10 protein-coding genes and 4 pseudogenes are annotated in these 21,398 nt (G+C 68.4%); 9 read left to right on the top strand and 5 right to left on the bottom strand.

The features are described from left to right. Positions 1-313: 313 nt before the first annotated feature. From OJJOAM_RS17875 to OJJOAM_RS17865, 3 genes and pseudogenes are all read left to right on the top strand, one after another. Positions 314-2,235: pseudogene (locus OJJOAM_RS17875) on the top strand (PrkA family serine protein kinase). A gap of 38 nt (positions 2,236-2,273) precedes the next feature. After that, on the top strand, positions 2,274-3,554 hold the full coding sequence (locus OJJOAM_RS17870; RefSeq protein ID WP_422650595.1) for a YeaH/YhbH family protein: 1,281 nt from the start codon (positions 2,274-2,276) through the stop codon (positions 3,552-3,554). 134 nt (positions 3,555-3,688) lie between these two features. Continuing rightward, positions 3,689-5,222, top strand: a pseudogene (locus tag OJJOAM_RS17865) (SpoVR family protein). A gap of 214 nt (positions 5,223-5,436) precedes the next feature. On the opposite strand, the gene OJJOAM_RS17860 reads toward OJJOAM_RS17865, so the two are convergent. Next, complete coding sequence (locus OJJOAM_RS17860) at positions 5,437-7,722, bottom strand: mechanosensitive ion channel domain-containing protein (RefSeq protein ID WP_422650594.1); 2,286 nt, start codon at positions 7,720-7,722, stop codon at positions 5,437-5,439. Between the two features lie 235 nt (positions 7,723-7,957). On the opposite strand from OJJOAM_RS17860, the pseudogene fusA reads away from it, so the two are divergent. Then, positions 7,958-10,065 (top strand): annotated as a pseudogene (fusA, locus tag OJJOAM_RS17855) (elongation factor G). Between the two features lie 92 nt (positions 10,066-10,157). Here the strand turns inward: fusA and OJJOAM_RS17850 are convergent. Both OJJOAM_RS17850 and OJJOAM_RS17845 read right to left on the bottom strand, forming a co-directional pair. Beyond that, positions 10,158-11,027 carry a crotonase/enoyl-CoA hydratase family protein gene (locus tag OJJOAM_RS17850; RefSeq protein ID WP_422650593.1) on the bottom strand — a complete coding sequence of 290 codons (870 nt, stop codon included), beginning with the start codon at positions 11,025-11,027 and terminating at the stop codon, positions 10,158-10,160. Positions 11,028-11,110: 83 nt separating this feature from the next. Continuing rightward, positions 11,111-11,790 (bottom strand): annotated as a pseudogene (locus tag OJJOAM_RS17845) (histidine phosphatase family protein). 132 nt (positions 11,791-11,922) lie between these two features. On the opposite strand from OJJOAM_RS17845, the gene OJJOAM_RS17840 reads away from it, so the two are divergent. Next, positions 11,923-13,623, top strand: a complete 1,701-nt coding sequence (locus OJJOAM_RS17840; protein ID WP_422650592.1) for a pentapeptide repeat-containing protein — start codon at positions 11,923-11,925, stop codon at positions 13,621-13,623. Here OJJOAM_RS17840 and OJJOAM_RS17835 read toward each other — a convergent pair. Together OJJOAM_RS17835 and OJJOAM_RS17830 are read right to left on the bottom strand one after the other, a co-directional pair. After that, positions 13,610-14,623 (bottom strand): Bug family tripartite tricarboxylate transporter substrate binding protein, encoded by a 1,014-nt coding sequence (locus OJJOAM_RS17835; RefSeq protein WP_422650949.1) that lies wholly within the window; start codon positions 14,621-14,623, stop codon positions 13,610-13,612. The two genes, OJJOAM_RS17840 and OJJOAM_RS17835, sit on opposite strands and share 14 nt — an antisense overlap. A gap of 104 nt (positions 14,624-14,727) precedes the next feature. Continuing rightward, complete coding sequence (locus OJJOAM_RS17830) at positions 14,728-15,411, bottom strand: TetR/AcrR family transcriptional regulator (RefSeq protein WP_422650591.1); 684 nt, start codon at positions 15,409-15,411, stop codon at positions 14,728-14,730. 296 nt (positions 15,412-15,707) lie between these two features. Between OJJOAM_RS17830 and OJJOAM_RS17825 the strand changes: the two genes are divergently transcribed. The 4 genes from OJJOAM_RS17825 to OJJOAM_RS17810 all read left to right on the top strand — a co-directional run bounded on the left by OJJOAM_RS17825 (position 15,708) and on the right by OJJOAM_RS17810 (position 21,353). After that, positions 15,708-16,514 carry an IclR family transcriptional regulator gene (locus OJJOAM_RS17825; RefSeq protein WP_422650590.1) on the top strand — a complete coding sequence of 269 codons (807 nt, stop codon included), beginning with the start codon at positions 15,708-15,710 and terminating at the stop codon, positions 16,512-16,514. A gap of 209 nt (positions 16,515-16,723) precedes the next feature. After that, on the top strand, positions 16,724-18,859 hold the full coding sequence (locus OJJOAM_RS17820; RefSeq protein WP_422650589.1) for an acetate--CoA ligase family protein: 2,136 nt from the start codon (positions 16,724-16,726) through the stop codon (positions 18,857-18,859). 219 nt (positions 18,860-19,078) lie between these two features. After that, positions 19,079-20,305: a DUF1254 domain-containing protein gene (locus tag OJJOAM_RS17815; RefSeq protein WP_422650588.1), complete on the top strand. Its 1,227-nt coding sequence runs from the start codon at positions 19,079-19,081 to the stop codon at positions 20,303-20,305. A gap of 94 nt (positions 20,306-20,399) precedes the next feature. Next, positions 20,400-21,353, top strand: coding sequence for a Bug family tripartite tricarboxylate transporter substrate binding protein (locus tag OJJOAM_RS17810; protein WP_422650587.1), 954 nt, complete (start codon positions 20,400-20,402; stop codon positions 21,351-21,353). Positions 21,354-21,398 lie beyond the last annotated feature (45 nt).

Genomic DNA, 21,398 nt, shown 5'->3' with positions numbered 1-21,398 from the left:
AAAGGTGTAAGGTGTGTCCGAGAACATGGTCGCGCCGCCCAGTGCGAACCGGTCAGCGTGCCGCTCAGTCGCACGCAGCCAGGACGCAGTTTTCACGAGCAGGACCGCGCCGTTGCCAGTGCGCAATGCGCGTCAACAAGCTCTTCCCCCCTGGGCGTTATTTGACTATGATGAAGTAAAGACTTCGCAACATGGTCAGTCTTCCGCCAAGCCGGGGTGGCGGTATTCAAAGGCTGATACGTGGAATGAGGCAGGGTACCTACCTGCAGACGGACTGCGTTCGCCTCGGACGAGACTCTGACGGGAGTGAGGTATGGACATTTTCGGCCACTACGCCACGCGCTTCGAAGCTCGCAAGGAAGAGGAATACAGCATCCAGGAGTACCTGGAGATCTGTAAGAAAGACCCTACTGCCTATGCGACCGCGGCCGAGCGCATGCTCGCCGCGATCGGGCAGCCAGAGCTGGTAGACACGCACCACGACCCGCGACTGTCGCGCCTGTTCTTCAACAAGGTCATCAAGATCTATCCGGCGTTCCGCGAGTTCTACGGCATGGAGGACACGATCGAGCAGATCGTCTCGTTCTTCAAGCATGCCGCGCAAGGTCTCGAGGAACGCAAGCAGATCCTCTACCTGCTCGGGCCTCCCGGCGGCGGCAAGTCCTCGCTCGCCGAGAAGCTCAAGGCGCTGATGGAGCAGATTCCCATCTACGCGCTGAAGGGCTCGCCGATCCATGAATCGCCGCTCGGACTGTTCTCGCCCGAGGAAGACGGCAAGATTCTGGAGGAGGACTACGGCATCCCGGTCCGCTATCTGAACACGATCGCCTCGCCATGGGCGGTCAAGCGGCTGCACGAGTTCAACGGCGACATCACGCGCTTCCGCGTGGTCAAGCTGCGGCCCTCGGTGCTGTCGCAGATCGCGATCGCGAAGACCGAGCCGGGCGACGAGAACAACCAGGACATCTCCTCGCTGGTCGGCAAGGTCGATATCCGCAAGCTCGAGGACTATCCGCAGGACGACCCGGACGCGTACTCGTACTCCGGCGGCCTGTGCCTGGCGAACCGCGGCCTGCTCGAATTCGTCGAGATGTTCAAGGCCCCGATCAAGGTCCTGCACCCGCTGCTGACGGCGACGCAGGAGGGCAACTACAAGGGCACCGAAGGCTTCGGCGCGATTCCGTTCGACGGCGTGATCCTGGCCCACTCGAACGAGGCCGAATGGCAATCGTTCAAGGCGGACAAGAACAACGAGGCCTTCCTCGACCGGATCTACATCGTCAAGGTGCCGTACTGCCTGCGCGTGTCCGACGAGGTCAAGATCTACGACAAGCTGCTGCGCAGCGCTCGCTGTCGGCCGCGCCATGCGCGCCGAACACGCTGAAGATGATGGCGCAGTTCGCGGTGCTGACGCGGATCAAGGAACCGGAGAACTCGAACATCTTCTCGAAGATGCGGGTCTACGACGGCGAAAGCCTGAAGGACGTCGACCCGAAGGCGAAGTCGTACCAGGAGTACCGCGACTACGCCGGCATCGACGAGGGCATGAGCGGGCTGTCGACGCGCTTCGCGTTCAAGGTGCTGTCCAAGGTCTTCAACTTCGACAACACCGAGGTCGCGGCCAATCCGGTGCACCTGCTGTACGTGCTCGAGCAGCAGATCGAGCGCGAACAGTTCCCGCCGGAGCAGGAAGCGAAGCTGCTCTCGTACATCAAGGAATACCTGACGACGCCCTTCGTCGAGTTCATCGGCAAGGAGATCCAGACCGCGTATCTGGAGTCGTATTCCGAATATGGCCAGAACATCTTCGACCGCTACGTCGTCTTCGCCGACCTGTGGATCCAGGACCAGGAGTACCGCGATCCCAATACCGGCGAAATCCTCGACCGCAACGCGCTGAACGACGAGCTGGAGAAGGTGGAAAAGCCGGCGGGTATCTCGAACCCGAAGGACTTCCGCAACGAGATCGTCAACTTCGTGCTGCGGGCGCGGGCCAACAACGGCGGCAAGAACCCGAACTGGACCAGCTACGAGAAGCTGCGCATGGTGATCGAGAAGCGGATGTTCTCCACCACGGAGGACTTGCTGCCGGTCATTTCCTTCAACGCCAAGTCCTCGCGCGAGGACCAGGAGAAACACGAGAACTTCGTCAACCGCATGGTCGAGAAGGGCTATACGCCCAAGCAGGTCCGGCTGCTGGTGGAGTGGTACTTGCGCGTTCGAAAATCATCGTAACGGCGCCTGCACGGGGCCTCTGAACGAGGGCAACCAATATGGCCACGGTCATCGATCGGCGGGAGAATGGCGGCAACAAGAGTGCGGTCAACAAGCAGCGTTTCATCAAGCGTTACCGCGAGCAGATTCGGCAAGCCGTAGCGAAGGCGGTGTCCGGCCGGAAGATCATGGACATCGAACAGAGCGGGCAGGTGTCCATTCCGGTCAAGGACATCTCCGAGCCGATCTTCCACCATGGCCAGGGCGGCAAGCGCGAGTGGATCCACCCCGGCAACAAGAAGTTCGTCCGCGGAGACAGTTTCGACCGCCAGCAGCAAGGGGCGGGCGGAACCGGCTCCCGGGCGAGCGACTCGGGCGAGGGCGAGGACGATTTCGTCTTCACGCTCTCGCGCGAGGACTTCCTGAATTTCTTCTTCGAGGACATGGCGCTGCCCGACATGGCCAAGCGCCATCTGGCCAAGATCGCCGAGGTGCGCAAGGTGCGCGCCGGCTTCTCGATCGACGGCACGCCCTCGAACCTGTCGGTGCTGCGCACGATGCGCAGTTCGCTCGGCCGGCGCATCGCGCTGTCCGGGCCCTACCAGCGGCGCCTGCAGGCGCTCGAGCAGCAGTACAGCGAGGTGCTCGAGGAAGAGGGGCCCTACACGGCCCGCGCACAGGAGATGATGAAGGAGATGCGCCATCTGCGCGCCTGCATCGACCGCGTGCCCTTCATCGAGAAGCTGGACCTGCGCTACAACAACCGCGTGCTGAAGAAGCGTCCGCAGGCGCAGGCGGTGATGTTCTGCCTGATGGACGTATCGGGTTCGATGGACGAGAGCCGCAAGGACCTGGCCAAGCGCTTCTTCATGCTGCTGTACCTGTTCCTGAAGCGGAACTACGAACGCATCGACGTCGTCTTCATCCGCCACCATACGGTGGCCAAGGAAGTCGACGAGGAAGATTTCTTCCACTCGCGCGAATCGGGCGGCACGGTGGTGTCCAGCGCGCTGAAGCTGATGGTGGACGTGATCCATAACCGCTACCCGGCCAGCCAGTGGAACATCTACTGCGCGCAGGCGTCGGACGGCGACAACTGGGCCGGCGACTCGGAGCTGTGCGGCCGGCTGCTGCGCGAATCCATCCTGCCGCTGGTGCAGTACTACGCCTATGTCGAAGTCGCGTCCGAGGAGCCGCAGAACCTGTGGGAAGAGTACATGACGGTCAAGGGCACGCACGAAAACTTCGCGATGCAGCGGATCATCGGCGCGGACGAGATCTATCCGGTGCTGCACGACCTGTTTCAGAAGAAGGCGGCCTGGCCGAACACCGGGCGTTGATGCGCTGACGCCTTGATGCGTCGATGTACCGGCGCACGGCCCCCGGGCATGGTGTCCATGCAGGGGTGCCGCGCCGGACAGGCCTTGGCTAACCGGCGGCGCCGCGAAGGCGGGCCGCCGACATGGGGTGGGAAATGGCATACCTCTCTACCGGTTCGGAGTGGACCTTCGAACTGATCCAGCGGTACGACCGGGAGATCGCGCGCATCGCGGCCGATTTCGGCCTCGATACCTATCCCAACCAGATCGAGATCATCACCGCCGAGCAGATGTTGGACGCCTACGCGTCCGCGGGACTGCCGGTCGGCTACAGCCACTGGTCCTACGGCAAGCATTTCCTCGCTTCGGAGCGCAGCTACCAGCGCGGCCACATGGGCCTGGCCTACGAGATCGTGATCAACTCCAATCCCTGCATCGCCTATCTGATGGAGGAGAACACGATGCCGATGCAGGCGCTGACGATCGCGCACGCCTTGCTACGGCCACAACTCCTTCTTCAAGGGCAATTACCTGTTCCGCACCTGGACCAACGCGGACGCCATCGTCGATTACCTGCTGTTCGCCAAGAACTACGTGGCCGAATGCGAGCAGCGTTACGGCGAGCAGGAGGTCGAACTGCTGCTCGATTCCTGCCACGCGCTGCAGAACTACGGCGTGGACCGCTACAAGCGGCCGAAGAAGCTGTCGATCACCGAGGAGCAGGCGCGCCAGGCCGAGCGCGAGAACTATCTGCAGATGCAGGTCAACGATCTGTGGCGCACGCTGCCGAAGCACCGCTCGCACGCGCTGGTGACCGAGGACGAAGCGCCCGAGGCCGAGGCCACCTTCCCGCCGGAGCCGCAGGAGAACCTGCTGTACTTCATCGAGAAGAACGCGCCGAAGCTGCAGCCGTGGCAGCGCGAGATCGTCCGCATCGTGCGCAAGATCGCGCAGTACTTCTACCCGCAGCGCCAGACCAAGGTGATGAACGAGGGCTGGGCCACGTTCTGGCACTACACGATCCTGCACGAGCTGTACGAACAGGGGCTGGTCAACGACGCCTTCATGATGGAGCTGCTGCAGGCGCATACCAACGTCATTTACCAGCCGCCGTACCACAGCCCTTATTACAGCGGGCTCAATCCTTACACGCTGGGCTTCCTGATGTTCCAGGACCTGCGCCGCATGTGCGAGCGCCCCGAGGAGGAGGATTATCGCTGGGCGCCGGAGATCGCCGGCAGCGACTGGCGCAAGACGCTGGACTTTGCCATGCGCAACTTCAAGGACGAGAGCTTCCTGCTGCAGTTCCTGTCGCCGCGCGTGATCCGCGAACTGAAACTGTTCTCGGTGCTGGATGACGACCGCGAAAGCAAGCTGCGCGTGACCGCGATCCACGACGACGAAGGCTATCGCCGCATCCGGCAGTTGCTGGCCAGCCAGTACGATCTGTCCAATATCGAGCCGAACATCCAGGTGACCAACGTCGACGTCGGCGGCGACCGCTCGCTGACGCTGCGCCATCTGCAGAACGACCGCCGGCCGCTGGCGCAGAACTTCGAGGAGGTGATCCGCCATGTCACGCGGCTATGGGGCTTCACCGTGCGGCTCGAGGTGGTCTACGAGGACGGCCGTCACGAGATCAAGTACGAATGCCGGCCCGAGCGCAAGCACCATCGCAAGGCGGCATGAGGCGGCGCAAGCCGCCGTCAGAGACGTGAGGCGGCGTGAGGCTGAGTAAGCCGGCCGAAAACGATCCGATAGCGGTCCGACCCGGCGAGCCGGGTCCCGGTCAGCGGGCAAGGCAAGAGCGGGGATTTCAGCGCTGAAATCTCCGCTCGTTTTATTTGGAAGCGGTTGGACGGGTGGGAACCGGTTCAAAGCGTTCTTCCTGTGCCAGGCATCCCTACGCCGTCCCCGCGCTCCCCTCGCTTCCCGCAATCAGCGGCTTGACCTCCGCCGCGCCGCCGCCGTCGAGCTGCAGCGTCATGTAGGGCGAGGCCATGCGGATCCCCGCCGCGTCGAACTTCTGCTTCAGCGTCGCGTTGAACGCCCGCGTGATCTCGAACTGGGCCAGCGGCAGCGTCTTGAACTGGGCCAGCACCACCGGCCCCGACGGGTCGAAGCGGTCCAGCCCCAGAATGTCGAGCCCCGACAGCAGCCGGTGCGCGAAGCGGATGTCCTGCGCGATCTCGTCGCCGGCCTCGCGGATCAGCGCCATCGCGCGGTCGAGGTCGCTGTCGTAGCGCAGGCCGATATTGAAGACCGCGAAGGCATGGCCGCGCGACAGGTTCTTGATCGCCTTGATCTGGCTGTACGGCAGCACGTGCAGCGCCCCCTTGCCGTCGCGCAGCTTGATGGTCCGGATCGTCATGCCCTCGACCGTGCCGCTGTGGTCGGGCAGCTCGACCACGTCGCCGATCGCGATCGAGTCCTCGATCACGATGAACAGCCCGGTGATCAGGTCCTGCACCAGCGTCTGCGCGCCGAAGCCGATGGCCAGCCCCACCACGCCCGCGCCGGCGATCAGCGGCGTCACGTTGACGCCGAGGTTGGCCAGCACCGCGATCAGCGCCATCACCAGCAACGCGACGAACACCGCGTTGCGCAGCAGCGGCAGGATGGTGCGGGCCCGCATGCTGGGCGGCTGCCCGCGCCCGTGTCCCGGCGACAGCGCCTGCGTGATGGCGGTGTCGATCACCAGCCAGAACAGCCACGACAGCAGCACCGCGGCCAGCGCGCCGAATACCGCGTCGGCGAAGCGGCGGCCCAGCGCGGTCGAATGCATCAGATGCAGCAGCGAATTGCCCCAGACGCGGCTGGCGAGTTCCAGGAAACCCAGCCAGATCGCCAGGCGCACCAGCGCGACCGCAAAGCGGCCGAAGCGCGCCAGATAGGCCGAACGCCGCTGCCAGCGTTGCCGCGGCCCGTGCTGGGTCGCCTGGGGCGAGCGTCCGGTCACCACCGTCAGCGCCAACGCGGCGACCAGCAGCGCCACCGTCAGGATGGTCCGGCCCAGATAGTCGTCGGCATGGCCGGCGGCGAGCAGGGTGCCGACCACCGAGGCGAACACCACCGCCAGCACCGGCAGATGCCAGGTGCCGCCGGCCAGCCGCAGCACGTCGGTGATGGCCGGATGGGCCTGGCGGAACGCCAGCGGCCGATTGGCGATCAGATGGCCGATCTGCCGGCGAAAGCGCAGGCAGAACCAGGCCATCAGCAGCGCCGCGGCGATGTTCGACAGATTGGCGGTCACGGCGGACAGGTTGATGCCGAGCGCGGCGATCACGCGGGCGTTGGTCGCGGCGTCGCCAAGCGCCGCCAGCGAGCCGATCGCGAACAGCACCGAGCGCGAGTGCTGGTGCAGGTCATGGACCGCGCGCCGCCGGTGCGCGGTATTGAAGACCGCGAACAGCGTCTGCGATATCGCCGACAGCACCGCGCCGGCGACCAGCGCGTAGGCCACCGTCAGCGCCGCCACGCCGGCCGGCACCAGATGCAGCGCCAGGGCGCGCACGATCCAGATCGCCACGCCGAAGGCGATCGCCCATGGGCCGACCCGGCGCAGCATGAAGATGCCGACGTCGGTCCACGATGGCACGGTGGGCAGCTGGACCCGATCGACCGGCCGCATCAGCCGGCCCCGCACGCGCCGCGCCAGTTCGTGCAGCAGCCAGCCGCCCACGGCCCAGCCCGCCAGCACCGCGGCGAACAGCTGCGCCGAACGCGGTGCGCTGCCCCGTCCGCGATCGGTCAGCGCCTGCTGCCATTCCTCGCCGGCAAAACGCAGGCGCCAGCTCCAGTAGCGCCACGGTCCCTGATCCTTGCCGAGCCGGTCGTCGACCTGCTCGACCGCTTCGGCCAGCGCCCCGACCAGTCCGCCGGCCTCGGCGTCCGAGGCTGCGGTCACCGCCGGGGCGGCCGGCGCCGACGCACCGAGGCCGTCGCGCACTGCCCGCAACTGGCCGACCAGCGCGGTGCGTTGCTGGTCGTTCTGCAGCGTCTCGATGACCTGATCCAGCGATTGCGCCAGCGGCACGCTTGCCGCGGCCTCGGATGCGGATGCCGACGCGCCGGCCGCGGGATGGGCGGCGGGCTTGCCCAAGGTCGTTGCCGCACCGGCGTGGGGCACGGTACCGATAGCGCAGAGCGAAATCAGCGCCAGCCATAGCAGATGACATCGCAGTTTCATCGTCGCGGGTGCCTCGTCGAAACCGGTCCTCGGCCCGGTGGGCGGGCCGCCATGGGCGCACTGTAACCGATGCCAAAGGGCCGGACGACCGGTGTCCGTCCGACGCCGCGGGGCTGCCCATCCCGCGCCGCACGCAACTTGGCCGATAGTGCTACTCTAATTCCCCTCTTTTCTCCGACCCCTTTATTCAGGTTCTACTCAGGTTCTACTCAGGCCCCTAACTCAGGAGATTGTCGTGGCCCGCAAAACTCCCATCGAGCGCTATCGCAACATCGGCATCAGTGCGCATATCGACGCCGGCAAGACGACCACGACCGAACGCATCCTGTTCTACACGGGCGTCAGCCACAAGCTGGGCGAGGTGCACGAAGGCGCCGCCACCATGGACTGGATGGAGCAGGAGCAGGAGCGCGGCATCACCATCACGTCGGCCGCCACCACCGTGTTCTGGAAGGGCATGGCCGGCAAGTATCCCGAGCACCGAATCAACATCATCGACACCCCCGGGCACGTCGACTTCACCATCGAGGTCGAGCGCTCGATGCGCGTGCTCGACGGCGCCGTGATGGTCTACGACGCGGTCGGCGGCGTGCAGCCGCAATCGGAGACGGTCTGGCGCCAGGCCAACAAGTACGGCGTGCCGCGGCTGGCCTTCGTCAACAAGATGGACCGCGTCGGCGCGGACTTCTTCCGCGTGCGCGAGCAGATCGCCGAGCGCCTGAAGGGCGTGGCCGTGCCGGTGCAGATTCCGATCGGCGCCGAGGACCACTTCCAGGGCGTGGTCGACCTGGTGCGCATGCAGGCCATCGTCTGGGACGAGGCCAGCCAGGGCGTGCGTTTCGAATACCGGGAGATTCCGGCCGAGCTGGTCGACACCGCGCAGCTGTGGCGCGAGCGGATGGTCGAGGCCGCGGCCGAGGCCAACGAGTCGCTGCTGGAGAAATACCTCGGCGGCGAGCCGCTGAGCGAGGACGAGATCAAGGCCGGCCTGCGCCAGCTGCACCATCGCCAACGAGATCGTGCCGATGCTGTGCGGCAGCGCGTTCAAGAACAAGGGCGTGCAGGCAATGCTCGACGCGGTGGTCGACTACCTGCCGTCGCCCGCCGACGTGCCGGCGATCCGCGGCCATACCGAGGACGATCGCGATGCCGAGCGCCATCCGAACGACGACGAGCCGTTCTCCGCGCTCGCCTTCAAGATCATGACCGACCCGTTCGTCGGCCAGCTGATCTTCTTCCGCGTGTATTCCGGCGTGGTGAACTCCGGCGACACCGTTTACAACCCGGTCAAGGGCAAGCGCGAGCGCCTGGGCCGTATCCTGCAGATGCATGCCAACACGCGCAACGAGATCAAGGAAGTGCGAGCCGGCGACATCGCCGCGGCGGTGGGCCTGAAGGAGGCGACCACCGGCGACACGCTGTGCGACCCGGCCAACGTGATCATCCTGGAGCGGATGACCTTCCCCCGATCCGGTGATCTCGCAGGCGGTGGAGCCCAAAACCAAGGCCGACCAGGAAAAGATGGGCGTGGCGCTGAACCGCCTGGCGCAGGAAGACCCGTCGTTCCGCGTCAAGACCGACGAGGAATCGGGCCAGACCATCATCTCCGGCATGGGCGAATTGCACCTCGAAATCCTGGTCGACCGCATGAAGCGCGAGTTCGGCGTCGAGGCGACCGTCGGCAAGCCGCAGGTCGCCTATCGCGAGACCATCCGCCAGGCGATCAAGGGCGTCGAGGGCAAGTTCGTCAAGCAGTCGGGCGGCCGCGGCCAGTACGGCCATGTGGTGATCGACCTGGAGCCGCAGCCGCAGGGCAAGGGCTACGAGTTCGTCGATGCGATCAAGGGCGGCGTGATCCCGCGCGAGTTCATCCCCGCGGTCGACAAGGGCATTCAGGAGACGCTCAATGCCGGCGTGCTGGCCGGCTTCCCGGTGGTGGACGTCAAGGTCACGCTGGTGTTCGGCTCATACCACGAGGTCGATTCCAACGAGAACGCCTACCGGATGGCCGGCTCGATGGCATTCAAGGACGGCATGCGGCGCGCGCGTCCGGTGCTGCTCGAGCCGATGATGGCGGTCGAGGTCGAGACGCCGGAGGAGTTCACCGGCAACGTGATGGGCGATCTGTCGTCGCGGCGCGGCATCGTGCACGGCATGGACGAGATCGCGGGCGGCGGCGGCAAGCTGGTGCGGGCCGAGGTGCCGCTGGCCGAGATGTTCGGCTACTCGACTTCGCTGCGTTCGCTGACCCAGGGCCGGGCGACCTACACGATGGAGTTCAAGCACTACGCCGAGGCGCCGGCCAACGTCGCCGACGCGGTGGTCAACGCGCGCCGGCAGTAGTCGCAGAACGAACGGCACCCGAACGATGGGCGCTGAAACGAAGGGCGCCCAATCGAACGGCGCCAATCGAACGGCGCCCGATCGAACGGCGCTCAAACGAAGGGCGGCTCGCCCTGCCAGTCGAAGAAGTCGGGCATGTCGCGCGAGACGGTCTGCGGGAACGCGGCCGGGCGCTTCTGCAGGAAGGCCTCGACGCCCTCCTTCGCGTCCGGCGAGCGCCCGCGCGACTGGATCGCGCGGCTGTCGAGCTTGTGCGCCTCCATCGGGTGCGCTGCGCCGGCCATCCGCCAGATCATCTGCCGCGAGATCGCGACCGACACCGGCGCGGCGTTGTCGGCGATCTCGCGCGCCAGCGCGTAGGCCGCCGGCAGCAGCTCGTCGGGCGCATGCAGCGAGCGCACCAGGCCCCGCTCCAGCGCCTCCTGGGCCGGGAACACGCGGCCGGTGTAGCACCACTCCAGCGCGGTCGAGATGCCGACCACGCGCGACAGGAACCAGGACGACGCGGCCTCCGGCGTGATCCCGCGACGCGAGAACACGAAGCCGAACTTGGCCGTGGTCGAGGCCATCCGGATATCCATCGGCAGCTGCATCGTCACGCCGATGCCCACCGCCGCGCCGTTGATCGCCCCGATCACCGGCTTCAGGCTGCGGTAGATCCGCAGCGCGACGCGGCCGCCGCCGTCGCGGTGCGGCGCGTCGGCCGGCGCGCCGTAGCGCTTCTCGAAATCGAAGGTCGAGCCGCCCGAGGACAGATCGGCGCCGGCGCAGAACGCGCGTCCCGCGCCCGTCACCACCACCGCGCGCACCGCATCGTCGGCGTCGCTGGCATCGAAGGCCGCGATCAGCTCCTGCATCATCTGCGCGTTGAACGTATTCATCTGTTCCGGCCGGTGCAGCGTGATGGTGGCGATGCCGTCGGCGACGGCGTAGCGCAGCGTTTCGAACTGGGATGGTTGCATGGGGGCTCCGAGGTTGCCGATCAAATGCCGGGAAGGTGGAGGGTGGCCGCCGACGGACGCCGGCGATGCCGGCGCCGTGCTGCTCAGGCGAAGGTGATCGCGCCGCGCCGGTCCGCGCGCTCCAGGTGCGGCACGTTGTTGAAACTGAGCAGCCGCTGCGTGTGCGGCCGCAGATGATTTCGCAGAAGGCGGTGTTGCGGAACTGCAGGTTCAGCTCGATTGCGGTCTGCGCCGGCGCGTGCAGCATGTCGGCCACCGCGCGGCCGATCGCGCCGCCCGAGCTGACCACCAGGATCGCGTCCTCGCGCGCCGAGCCCTCGGCGCCGTGCGCCAGCCCCGCCGCGATGCGCTTGCCGAATTCGTCCCAGCTCTCGGGCATGCCGGTCAGCGTGCCGGAGGTCCAGGCCGCGAACGCCGCGCGGAAGGTGCGCCAGTAGTCCGCGTAGTCGCCGTTCTGATGCGCGCGATGATCCGCGCCGCCGGTGTGGGCGCAGTACAGCGCCTCGCCGTCGTACTCGTTGAAGCCCGGATGCGTCTCGATCGTCAGTCCGGCACCGGCTTCGCCCATGGCGGCCAGGATCTCGCTGGCCGTGTCTTGCTGACGCACCAGCGAGCCGGCGATCACGCGGCGGAAGCGCACCCCGCGCTCGACGAAATACTCGCCGAGCCAGCGCGATTGCTGGCGGCCCTGTGCCGACAGGCAGTCGTAATTGGCCGCGCCGAAGGAGGCCTGGCCGTGGCGCACGAGAAATAGCGTTGCCATAGAGGGAGAGCGAAAGGTTGGGAGAAGGCGGGTCCACGGGTCCGGCCGGCGGGCCGGCGATGGCCGTCGCGCTCGATTGTAGGGCGCGCTCCGAGTGCCGGCCAAGCAAGCGTGACACGCTGCATACCGGTCATGGCCGCGCTGCATTGTCGTCGTCGGCGCGCCTTTCGCGTCTCAAATTCCAAAAGTGGCGGCATGTTACGCAAATGGCGTCGCCATACGCGGTTACCTTGGCGCCTGCCCGGCGGAGGGCATTCTCCATTCCACCCAGACATCGGCATATCGGAACACCGGAACACCGGGGATAGCGGGGATAGCGGGGATAGCGGGGATAGCGGGGACCTGGGACATCGGAACATCAAGACATCAGGAATCAAGAGGGCCAAGACGATGCGTACGTATCACACCCTGTCGTACCGCGACTGCACTGCCTTCGGCGCGGCAGTCGAATCGCCGCGTCTGGGGCCCGCGATCGGCGCGGCGCTCGCGCGCGGCGAGGTCATCGAAGTACAGGGACATCGATTCCGCCTGTGCCGCTCGGGCTCGGGCTGGAAAATCAAGACCGCTACGCTCTGGCAGATGACGCACCGCCAGCGCTTCGCGCGGCTGATGCGGTGCCTGCGCCTCGGTGGCGACGAAGTGCTGTGGGAAGCGAGGGTGCGGCGCTTCGTCAAGCATTGCGCGCTGCGCGTGGAGAACGGTGGCGACGGCCGTGGCGGCGGCGGGGTCAGCCACGAAGTCAGCCACGAAATCAGCCGCGAGGTCCGCCAGGAGGGCAGCCACGATCGCGCGCGGCCGCGCATGGTGCCGCTCTACGTCAAGGGTTGGCTGCCGCCGGCTCTCGATGCCACGGACATGTCTGCCGAGAGCCGCGAGGCCGGCCGCCGGCGCCGCGCCGAGCTGCTGCGGCACGCTCGGCGCCCGCAAGCGGAACCCGATGGCGCGTCCGAAGGCAGCGCCGAGGTGCCGCCCCAGGGCCCGCCCTTGCCGTCGGACATCGATCTGCGCCGCCTGTGCCCCGATGTCGCGGCGCACCTGTTGGGCGCCGGCGCGGACTTGCGCGGGCGCAATCTGCGCGACAGCGACCTGGGCCCGCTCGACCTGGGCGGCGCGGACTTGCGCGGCGCGGTGCTGGTCCGTTGCAAGGCGATCGGGGCCGGCCTCGTCGGTGCCGACCTGCAGGGGGCCGATCTGCGCGGTGCCGACCTGCGCCGCGCCCGGCTGGACGGCGCCAAGCTGGCCGGTACGCGGCTCGCCGCGGCGCGGCTGCAGAACGCCTCGCTGCATGATGCGGACCTGCGCGGCCAGACGCTCGACATGATGGCCCTGGCCGGCGCGGCGCTGCACGGGGCGAACCTCACGGACGCGCGCCTGGTGCTGGCCCACGATGCGCTGATCGACGGCGCGGTACGCCGGGCCGTGCTCAAGCCCTTGCATCAGCGCGAGGACAATCTGCTGTGGACGCTGGCCTCGCTGCCGGACCGCGACCAGCGGCGCGGACTGATGCAGGCGATCGTGCGGGCGCTGGCGCACGCGGTCACCCAGGGCGAGGACGTCTCCGACACTCATGATGCCCTCGCCGGGGTGCTGCTCAAGAACATCGATGACTATTGGGGCGACCCGGGCGACATGAACGCGGACATCGCGCTGAACGGCTGGATCCAGACACTGGCCCGGCATCAGTGCCTGCGCCTGGCCGACGCGCTGCCCGAGCCCTGCGAAGGGGCGCTGCTGCAACTGGCGGACCGCTATCGCGCCATGTTTGCCGAGCGCGGCGGCCTGCCATGGGAGGTGCCGCTGACGTTCCGGCCGTCCTCGGTCAGTCGAGCCTGACGCCGGTATCGGCGGTCAGCTTCAGCACCACCGGCAGATAGGCGCGATACGCGCTGCTGGCCTCGGCCGGCAGATTGCCGACCGGCTCGGCGCCCATCTCGTCGATCCGGCGCGCCAGCGGGCCGCTCCTGACCAGCGCGCTGACCTCGCGCCCGAGCCGCTCGACGATGGCAGGCGGCGTCTTCGCGGGGGCCAGCAGCGTGGTCGGCCCGACGACCTCGTAGGCCGGATCGCGGTAACCCGCCTCGGCGAAGGTCGGCACATCGGGCAGGCCCACCGCCCGGCGCGTGCCGATCACCGCCAGCGGGCGCAGCTTGCCGGTGGCGATATGCTGCTTCAGCGCGGTCACCGAGCCGATCGTCATGTTCACCTGCCCGGCCAGCAGGTCCGACACCATCGGCCCTTCGCCGCGATAGGGCACGTGCAGGATATCGAGCCCTTTCGTTTTGGCCAGGTACGACTGGATCGTATGCGGCTGCGTGCCCGGACCCCACGATCCCATCCGCAAGGCACCGGGATGCGCCTTCGCATAGGCCAGCAATTCGTCGACGCTCTTGACCGGCAGCGTGCTGTTGACCACCAGCACGGTGCGCATGGTGGCGATGTCGGAGACCGGCTGCAGATCCGTGCGCGGGTCGTACGGCAGCTTCCTGTACAGCGCCAGGTTGGCCGTGATCGGCCCGGGCACCGTCATCAGCAGCGTGTAGCCATCGGGCGCGGACTTGGCGACATGGTCGGTGCCGATGATGCCGCCCGCGCCGCCCTTGTTCTCGACCACGACCGGCTGGGCCAGCCGCTGGCTCAGCGTGTCGCCCAGCGTGCGGGCCAGCGTGTCGGTCGAGCCGCCGGCGGGATAGGGCACGACGATCCGGATCGGCTTGCTCGGGTAGGGGTCCTGCGCATGCAACGGCAAGGCCGCCAGCGTCAACAGCGCCAGGGTGGCGGCGCGCATCGCCGTCGTGCGTCGCGCCAACCATCGTGCCATCGTGTATCGCGCCATCGTGCATCGTGGCGCCTCATGCCTGGCCGCCTTGCTGCGTGGGTTCATGCTGGTCTCCGTCTTGTGATGATGGTTTGGGATCGCGATGCGCCCGCTCGCCGGCTTCAATCCCGCATCGGCGCCAGATAGCTGCCGATCAGCCGCGCCATCTGCACGGGCAGTTCGTCGTCGTCCAGCCGCACCGGCAGCGGGTCATGCAGCAGCGCATTGACCAGCATGCCGAACACGGCCTGCATGGCGAAGCGCACCTTCGCCTCGGCCCGGGCGTCGCCGCCGAGCCGCGGCACCAGCAGCGCCACCGTCCGGTCCGCGAAGGCCGTCGCACAGTCCCGATGGGGCTGCCAGGCCTGCGGCCGCGCGCCGGCCTGCTGCAGCGCCGCCCGCAGCAGGCCGCGCTGCGCGCGGCAACCGCGCACCAGCAGGCGCATCGCCTTGTCGAGCAGCACCGCGGTGGGCAGCGCGGCGCAGCGGGAAGGCGCCAGATGGTGCGCCATCGCCTGCTGCGCGTCGTGCACCGCCGCGGTCTGCAGCGCTTCGAAAAAGGCCGCCTTGTCGCGGAAGCGCCCATAGAAGGCGCCGACCGACAGCTCGCAGGCCGCGACGATCTGCGCCACCGAGATCGATTCGAAGTCGCGCGTGGCCAGCAGCGTGCGGCCCGCCGCCAGCAGCGCCTGCTCGGTGTCGCGGGCGCGCTGGCGCTTGGGCGCGTGCAGCAGCGAACGGGTGTCGAGCGCGGGGAAGCCGCTGCGCGCGGTGCCCGGCAGCGGGAACGGGGAGGCAGGGGTCATGGCGGCTTCCGGAGGGCGGCTACGGGTAGAGATGCGAACAGGGATGCGAACAGGGATGCGAACAGGGATGCGCAATGGGATGCGCAACGTGACGCGCATCCGGATGCCGGCTCGCACCCGCGGCGCCGATGCGCGGGCCACTCGTCCGATCCCGGCGTCCGATCCAGCGTCCGGTCACGTTAGGGGCACGTGCGCGGAGCGTCAACGGCAGCCGCTCTATTTCCAATATCTGGAAATTCGTTCCATCATTTGACGGTCGTTGCCGCAGCCACCCACACTGGATTTCAGGAGACAACATGAACACGCCGGTCGAACAATTCATCGCCGAGCGCCGCCGCGACGACCCGTCGTTCGGCGGCCTGCTCGCCAAGGGCTTTGCCTTGCTGCGCTGCTTCATCGACGAGCCGCAGCCGATGGGCAATGGCGAACTGTCGCGCCGGCTGCAGCTGCCGCGCGCCACGGTGTCGCGCATCTGCAAGACCCTGTACGAGCTGGGCTATCTCGACTGGGACCCGAAGCTCGACAAGTACTTCGTCAGCGCGCAGGTGCTGGCGCTCGGCTATCCCTACCTGACCGGCCTGCCGATGCGGCATACCGCGCGGCCGCTGATGCAGGCGCTGGCCGACCGTATCGAGGGCGCGGTGTCGATGGGCGTGGCGCACCGGCTCGACGTGACCTATCTGCTCACCTGCACGCACAACGAGGGCACGCCGGCGCGGCCGGGTGTCGGCGCGGTGCGTTCGGTGCTGAACACCGGCATGGGCCGCGCGTTCCTCTGCACGCTGTCCAAGGCCGAGTTCCAGCGGCTGATGGAGATCGCGCAGCGCGAGCGTCCCGACGAATACGCCGCCAGCTACGACCGCATCTGCCACAACGTCGCCCACTATCCGAAGCGCGGCTTCGCGACCAACGAGGGCGAGGCGGGCATCGGCGTGCATGGCGTCGGCATCTACTCGCGCATCGTCTATCTGAACCGCCCGCTGCTGTTCAACTGCGCGGTCGCCGGCAGCAAGCTGCGCCGCGGCATGCTGGAAAAGCGCGTGGCGCCGATGCTGGCCGAGATGGTCCGCAGCATCGAGCAGGCGGCCGGCGTCGGGCGATAGCGACGCCGGGCCGCTACCCAGCCGCCCCGCCGCAGCACATCCCCACGGCCTGGCCAACGACACAGCACGAGAGACACCACGATGCCGCCGCCACGGCGGCATCGGCCCACAACGACAACGGAGACATCGATGCCAGACCCGACCCCCCGCGCCGACCCGCGAACCGACCCGCGAACCGACCCCCGCCCCCGCGCCCCGACCTGACCGCCTTGCTGCGGCCGCGCTCGATCGCCGTGATCGGCGCCTCGTCCCAGCCCGAGAAGGTCGGCGGCATGCCGATTCGGCTGCTGCGCGAGCTCGGCTATGGCGGCCGCGTGCATCCGGTCAACACGGCATCGGCCGAGATCCAGGGGCTACCCGCCACGCCCTCGCTCGCCGCGCTGGGCGAGCCGGTCGACCTGGCCATCGTCGCGGTGCCGGCGCTGGCCAGCGCGGACGTGATGGCGCAGCTGGCGGCCAACGGCACGCGCGCGGCGGTGTTTTTCACGTCGGGCTTCGCCGAGGTCGGCGAGGCGGGCACGCGCATGCAGCAGGCGCTGGCCGAGCAGGCGCGGCATCACGGCATCACGCTGCTGGGGCCCAACTGCCTGGGCGCGATGAACCTGCGCGAGCGCATGTTCGCGACGTTCTCGCCGATTCCGCTGAGCGGGCTGCCGCCGCTGGGCGATGTGGGACTGGTCAGCCAGAGCGGGGCCTTCGGCGCCTATGCCTTTGCGCTGGCGCGCGAGGCGGGGCTCGGCCTGAGCCACTGGGTCACCACCGGCAACGAGGCCGGGCTGCAGGTCGCCGACGTGATCGAATGGCTCGCGCACGATGACGACACGCGCGTGATCCTGACCTATATGGAAGGCTGCCGCGATGGCGAACGGCTGCGCCGCGCGCTGGCCGCCGCGCGCGCGGCCGGCAAGCCGGTGGTGGTGGCCAAGGTCGGCGTCACCGAGGCCGGCGCGCGTTCGGCGCAATCGCATACCGCCAGCCTCGCGGGCGAGGACGCGGTCTACCAGGCGGTGTTCGACGAATACGGCGTGCATCGCGCCGAATCGCTGGAGGCGTTCTTCCGGCTTGGCTACGTGCTGTCGCGCGGCCGCCGGCCGTCGCGCTGGCACAGCGGCAGCGGCCTGGCCGCGGATGCGGTGGCGCCGGTGGCGATCGTCACCGTGTCCGGCGGCGTCGGCATCATGATGGCCGATCGCGCCGAGCAGCTGGGTTTGCCGATGCCGGCGATGCCGCAAGGCCCGGCCCAGGCGCTGCGCGGCGCGATCCCGTTCGCCAGCACCGCCAATCCGATCGACGTCACCGGCCAGATCGTGGCCCAGCCGCGCGTGTTGCTGGACGCGCTGCGCGACGTTGCCGAATGCGGGGAATACGGCAGCGTGGTGGCGTTCCTGGCCGCCGGCGCCAATGCACCGGCGCTGTGGCCCGAGCTGCAGCGCACCGTCGCCGCGCTGCACGAGACCGCCGCCAGCGCGCCGCTGCTGCTGTGCGGGCTGGTGGCCGACGATCGCCGCGCCTGGCTGGAGCAGCACGGCTGCCTGGTGTTCCGCGAGCCCGCGCATGCGATGGAAGCGGTTGCCGCGCTGGCGCGTGCGGCGGCGCAGGGTGCGGAAAGCCGCGGCGAGTCCGCGGCTGAGCCCTTGCCACAGTTGCCACAGTTGCCACGTATTGCCGCCGACGCCAACGCGCTGTCCGAACACGAGGCGATGCAGCTGCTGGCCGAGGCCGGCGTGCCGGTGGCCCCGCACGGTCTGGCGCGCGATGCCGACGAGGCGGTGCGCATCGCCGATCGGCTCGGCTATCCGGTCGCGGTCAAGCTGTGCTCGCGCGAGATCCTGCACAAGAGCGATGTCGGCGGCGTGGCGTTGAACCTGCACGATGCCGATGCGGTGCGCGCAGCCTTTGCGCGGGTGCGCGACGCGATCGGCCGACATGCGGCCCGGCATGGCGGCGCGCCGGCGCCCTTCGAGGGCGTGGTGGTGGCGCGCATGGTGCGCGGCTGGGGCGAACTGATGGTCGGCGTGCGGCGCGATCCGGTATTCGGGCTCGTCGCGCTGGCCGGCATCGGCGGCACCGCGGTCGAGGTGTTCCGCCAGATGGCATTCGGTCTGGCGCCGCTGTCGATGCCGCGCGCGCTGGCGATGCTGCGCGACAGCCGCGCCGAGGCGCTGTTCGCCGGCCATCGCGGCAATCCGGCCGTGCCGCTCGAACAGGCGGCCCAGGTGCTGGTGCGCGTGTCGCAGGCCGCCGCCGCAATCGGGCCACGGCTCGACACGCTGGAGATCAATCCCTTCATCGTCACGGCCGACGGGCCGGTGGCGGCCGATGCCGTCATCACGCTGCGGCCCTGACGCCGGGCGCACCGCTGTCGCCCCCGCCCACGCGGGGGCCAGCGGTGGTCTTTCCGCACCCGCACCTGCATCGGCACATCCATCGGCACACGCACCCGTACATCCCACCGAACCCAAGCGAGCACCCGACATGAATCATCCCGCCAGCCCCATCTTCTCCGCCCCCCGTCTACGACAACCCCCCAGCAGGCCCTGACCGCCGCCGCCGCGCTGCCGCTGGTGATCTACGGCTACCCGCTGATCGAGACGCTGCGCACCTGCCGCGTGCAGACCTCGGTCGAAACCGCCACCGGCTATGGCCGCGCGCCGGTCAACGTGCTGTCGGCCAGCACGCGCCAATGGACCCACGAGGACCGCGACATCGTCACGCCCGCCAACGACCTGCTGTACTTCTGCGGCTGGGTCGATTTGACCGACGGTCCGGTCACGCTGCAGGTGCCGCCGCTGAGCGAGCCGGACCGCTACTACGTGGTCGAACTGCTCGACGCGCACACCAACAACTTCGAGAATCTCGGGCCGCGCAATGTGCCGGCGGACGGCGCCGCGGTGCAACTGGTCGGCCCCGGCCAGCAGACGGGCAGCGCCCGCGCGGTCGCTTGTCCGACGTCGCTGGTCTGGCTGATCGGCCGCGTGCTGGTACAGGGCGAGTCGGACCTGCCGGCCGCGCATGCGTTCGAGCAGGGCTTCCGGCTCGATGCGCCGGCGATCGGGCGCCAGCCCCAATGCGTGCGGCTGTGGCGCGAGAACGGCGACGCCGCGCTCGACTTCTTCCACAACCTGTTCCAGGCGCTGCGCGAGTTCCCGCCATCGCCGGAGGAACGCGGTCTGCTGACGCTGCTGCGGCGCCTGGGCATCCGTCTCGAGGACGAGATTGAAATCGCCGCGCTGCGGCCGGCGGTGCAGGCGGGCCTGGCCAGCGCCTATCGCCAGGGCATGGATCTGATCGAGGCGCATACGCGCAGCCAGGGGCGCAAGAGCTGGGGCTACAGCCTGAAGCTCGGCGTCTATGGCGACGACTGGCTGATGCGCGCGACCACCGCGATGAAGGGATTGGGCGCGCTGCGCGCCGACGAGGCGGTCTACGCGATGGCGGACTTCGATGCCGACGGGCAGCCGCTGACCGGCGCCGGCACTTACGAGCTGCGCTTCCCGGCGGGCCATCTGCCGCCCGCGCAGGCGTTCTGGTCGGTGTCGCTGTACGGCGAGGACCGCTTCTTTACCGCCAACGCCATCGGCCGCTATGCGATCGGCGACCGCACGCCGGGCCTGCGCTACGAGGCCGACGGCAGCCTGGCGATCGCCATCTCGCATGCGCGTCCCGCTTCGATCGACAACTGGCTGCCGGCGCCGGCGGGACCGTTCTATCTGATCCTGCGCCTCTATCACCCGAGCCCCGCCTTCATCGCGGGCCAGTACGTCATTCCGCCCGTGCGGCGGATCGCCTGAGAGGGCCGCGATGATGCGCGCCGATGTCGTTCCTGTCCTTCGTGTCTTTCGTGTCCTTGCTGCCGTTCGCGGCGGCCGGCTGGCCAAAGGTCTGATGGCCGCCGTACTGCTTGCCGTCGGCCTTGCCCTTGGCCCGCTCGCCCACGCCGACAGCTACCCTTCGCGCCCCGTCAAGCTGATCTCGCCCTATGGCGCCGGCGGGTCCAACGACACCTCGGCGCGCGTGCTGGCCGACGCGCTGAGCCAGAAGTACGGGCAGCAGTTCGTGGTCGAGAACCGGCCCGGCGCGGGCACGCGCGTGGCCAACGAGCTGGTCGCGCATGCGGCGCCCGACGGCTACACGCTGCTGTGGGCGGCCGCGCCGTTCGCGATCAATACCGCGGCGGGGCTGAAGCAGCGCTACGACGTCGCCAAGGACTTCAAGCCGGTCGGCCCGCGCGTGGTCGGACCGGTCTTCCTGATCGTCAACGCCGCCTCGCCCGCGCGCACGCTGGCGGATTTCATCAAGCTCGCGCGTGAGAAGAAGGACGGCATCACGTTCGCCTCGCCGGGCATCGGCTCGGGGCCGCATCTGACCGGCGAACTGTTTGCCGCGCAGGCCGGCTTCAAGGCGCTGACCGTGCACTACAAGGGCGACGCCACCGCCTATACCGAACTGCTGGCGGGGCGGGTCGACGCGACCCTGACCGCGATCACCTCGGCGCTGCCCTTCATCAAGGCCGGCAAGCTGCGCGTGCTGGCGGTCGCGTCGGAGCAGCGCAGCCCGGTGTATCCGGACGCGCCCACCTTCGCCGAGCAGGGCCATGCCGGCGTGGTCGGCTACGGCTGGTTCGGGCTGGTCGCGCCGGCCGGCACGCCGGACGCGATCGTGCGCCAGCTCAACCGCGATGCCAGCGCGGTGTTTGCCGATCCCGCCATCCGGGCGAAGCTGCACGGACTTGGCCTGCAGCCGGAGCCGATGAGCAGCGCGGCCTTCGGTCAGTTCGTCGACGGCGAGGTGCGCAAATGGGGCGAGCTGATCCGGCGGACCGGGCTGGTGCTGGAATAAGGTGCAGGAATAAGGTGCAGGAAAAAGCGGGCCCCGCCGGTATCG

Source organism: Cupriavidus sp. H18C1, from assembly GCF_049311595.1.
In the GTDB taxonomy this organism is placed as follows: Bacteria; Pseudomonadota; Gammaproteobacteria; order Burkholderiales; family Burkholderiaceae; genus Cupriavidus; species Cupriavidus cauae.
The sequence above is the reverse complement of the archived record's forward strand: the minus strand, read 5'-3'. Positions and strand labels throughout refer to the sequence as shown.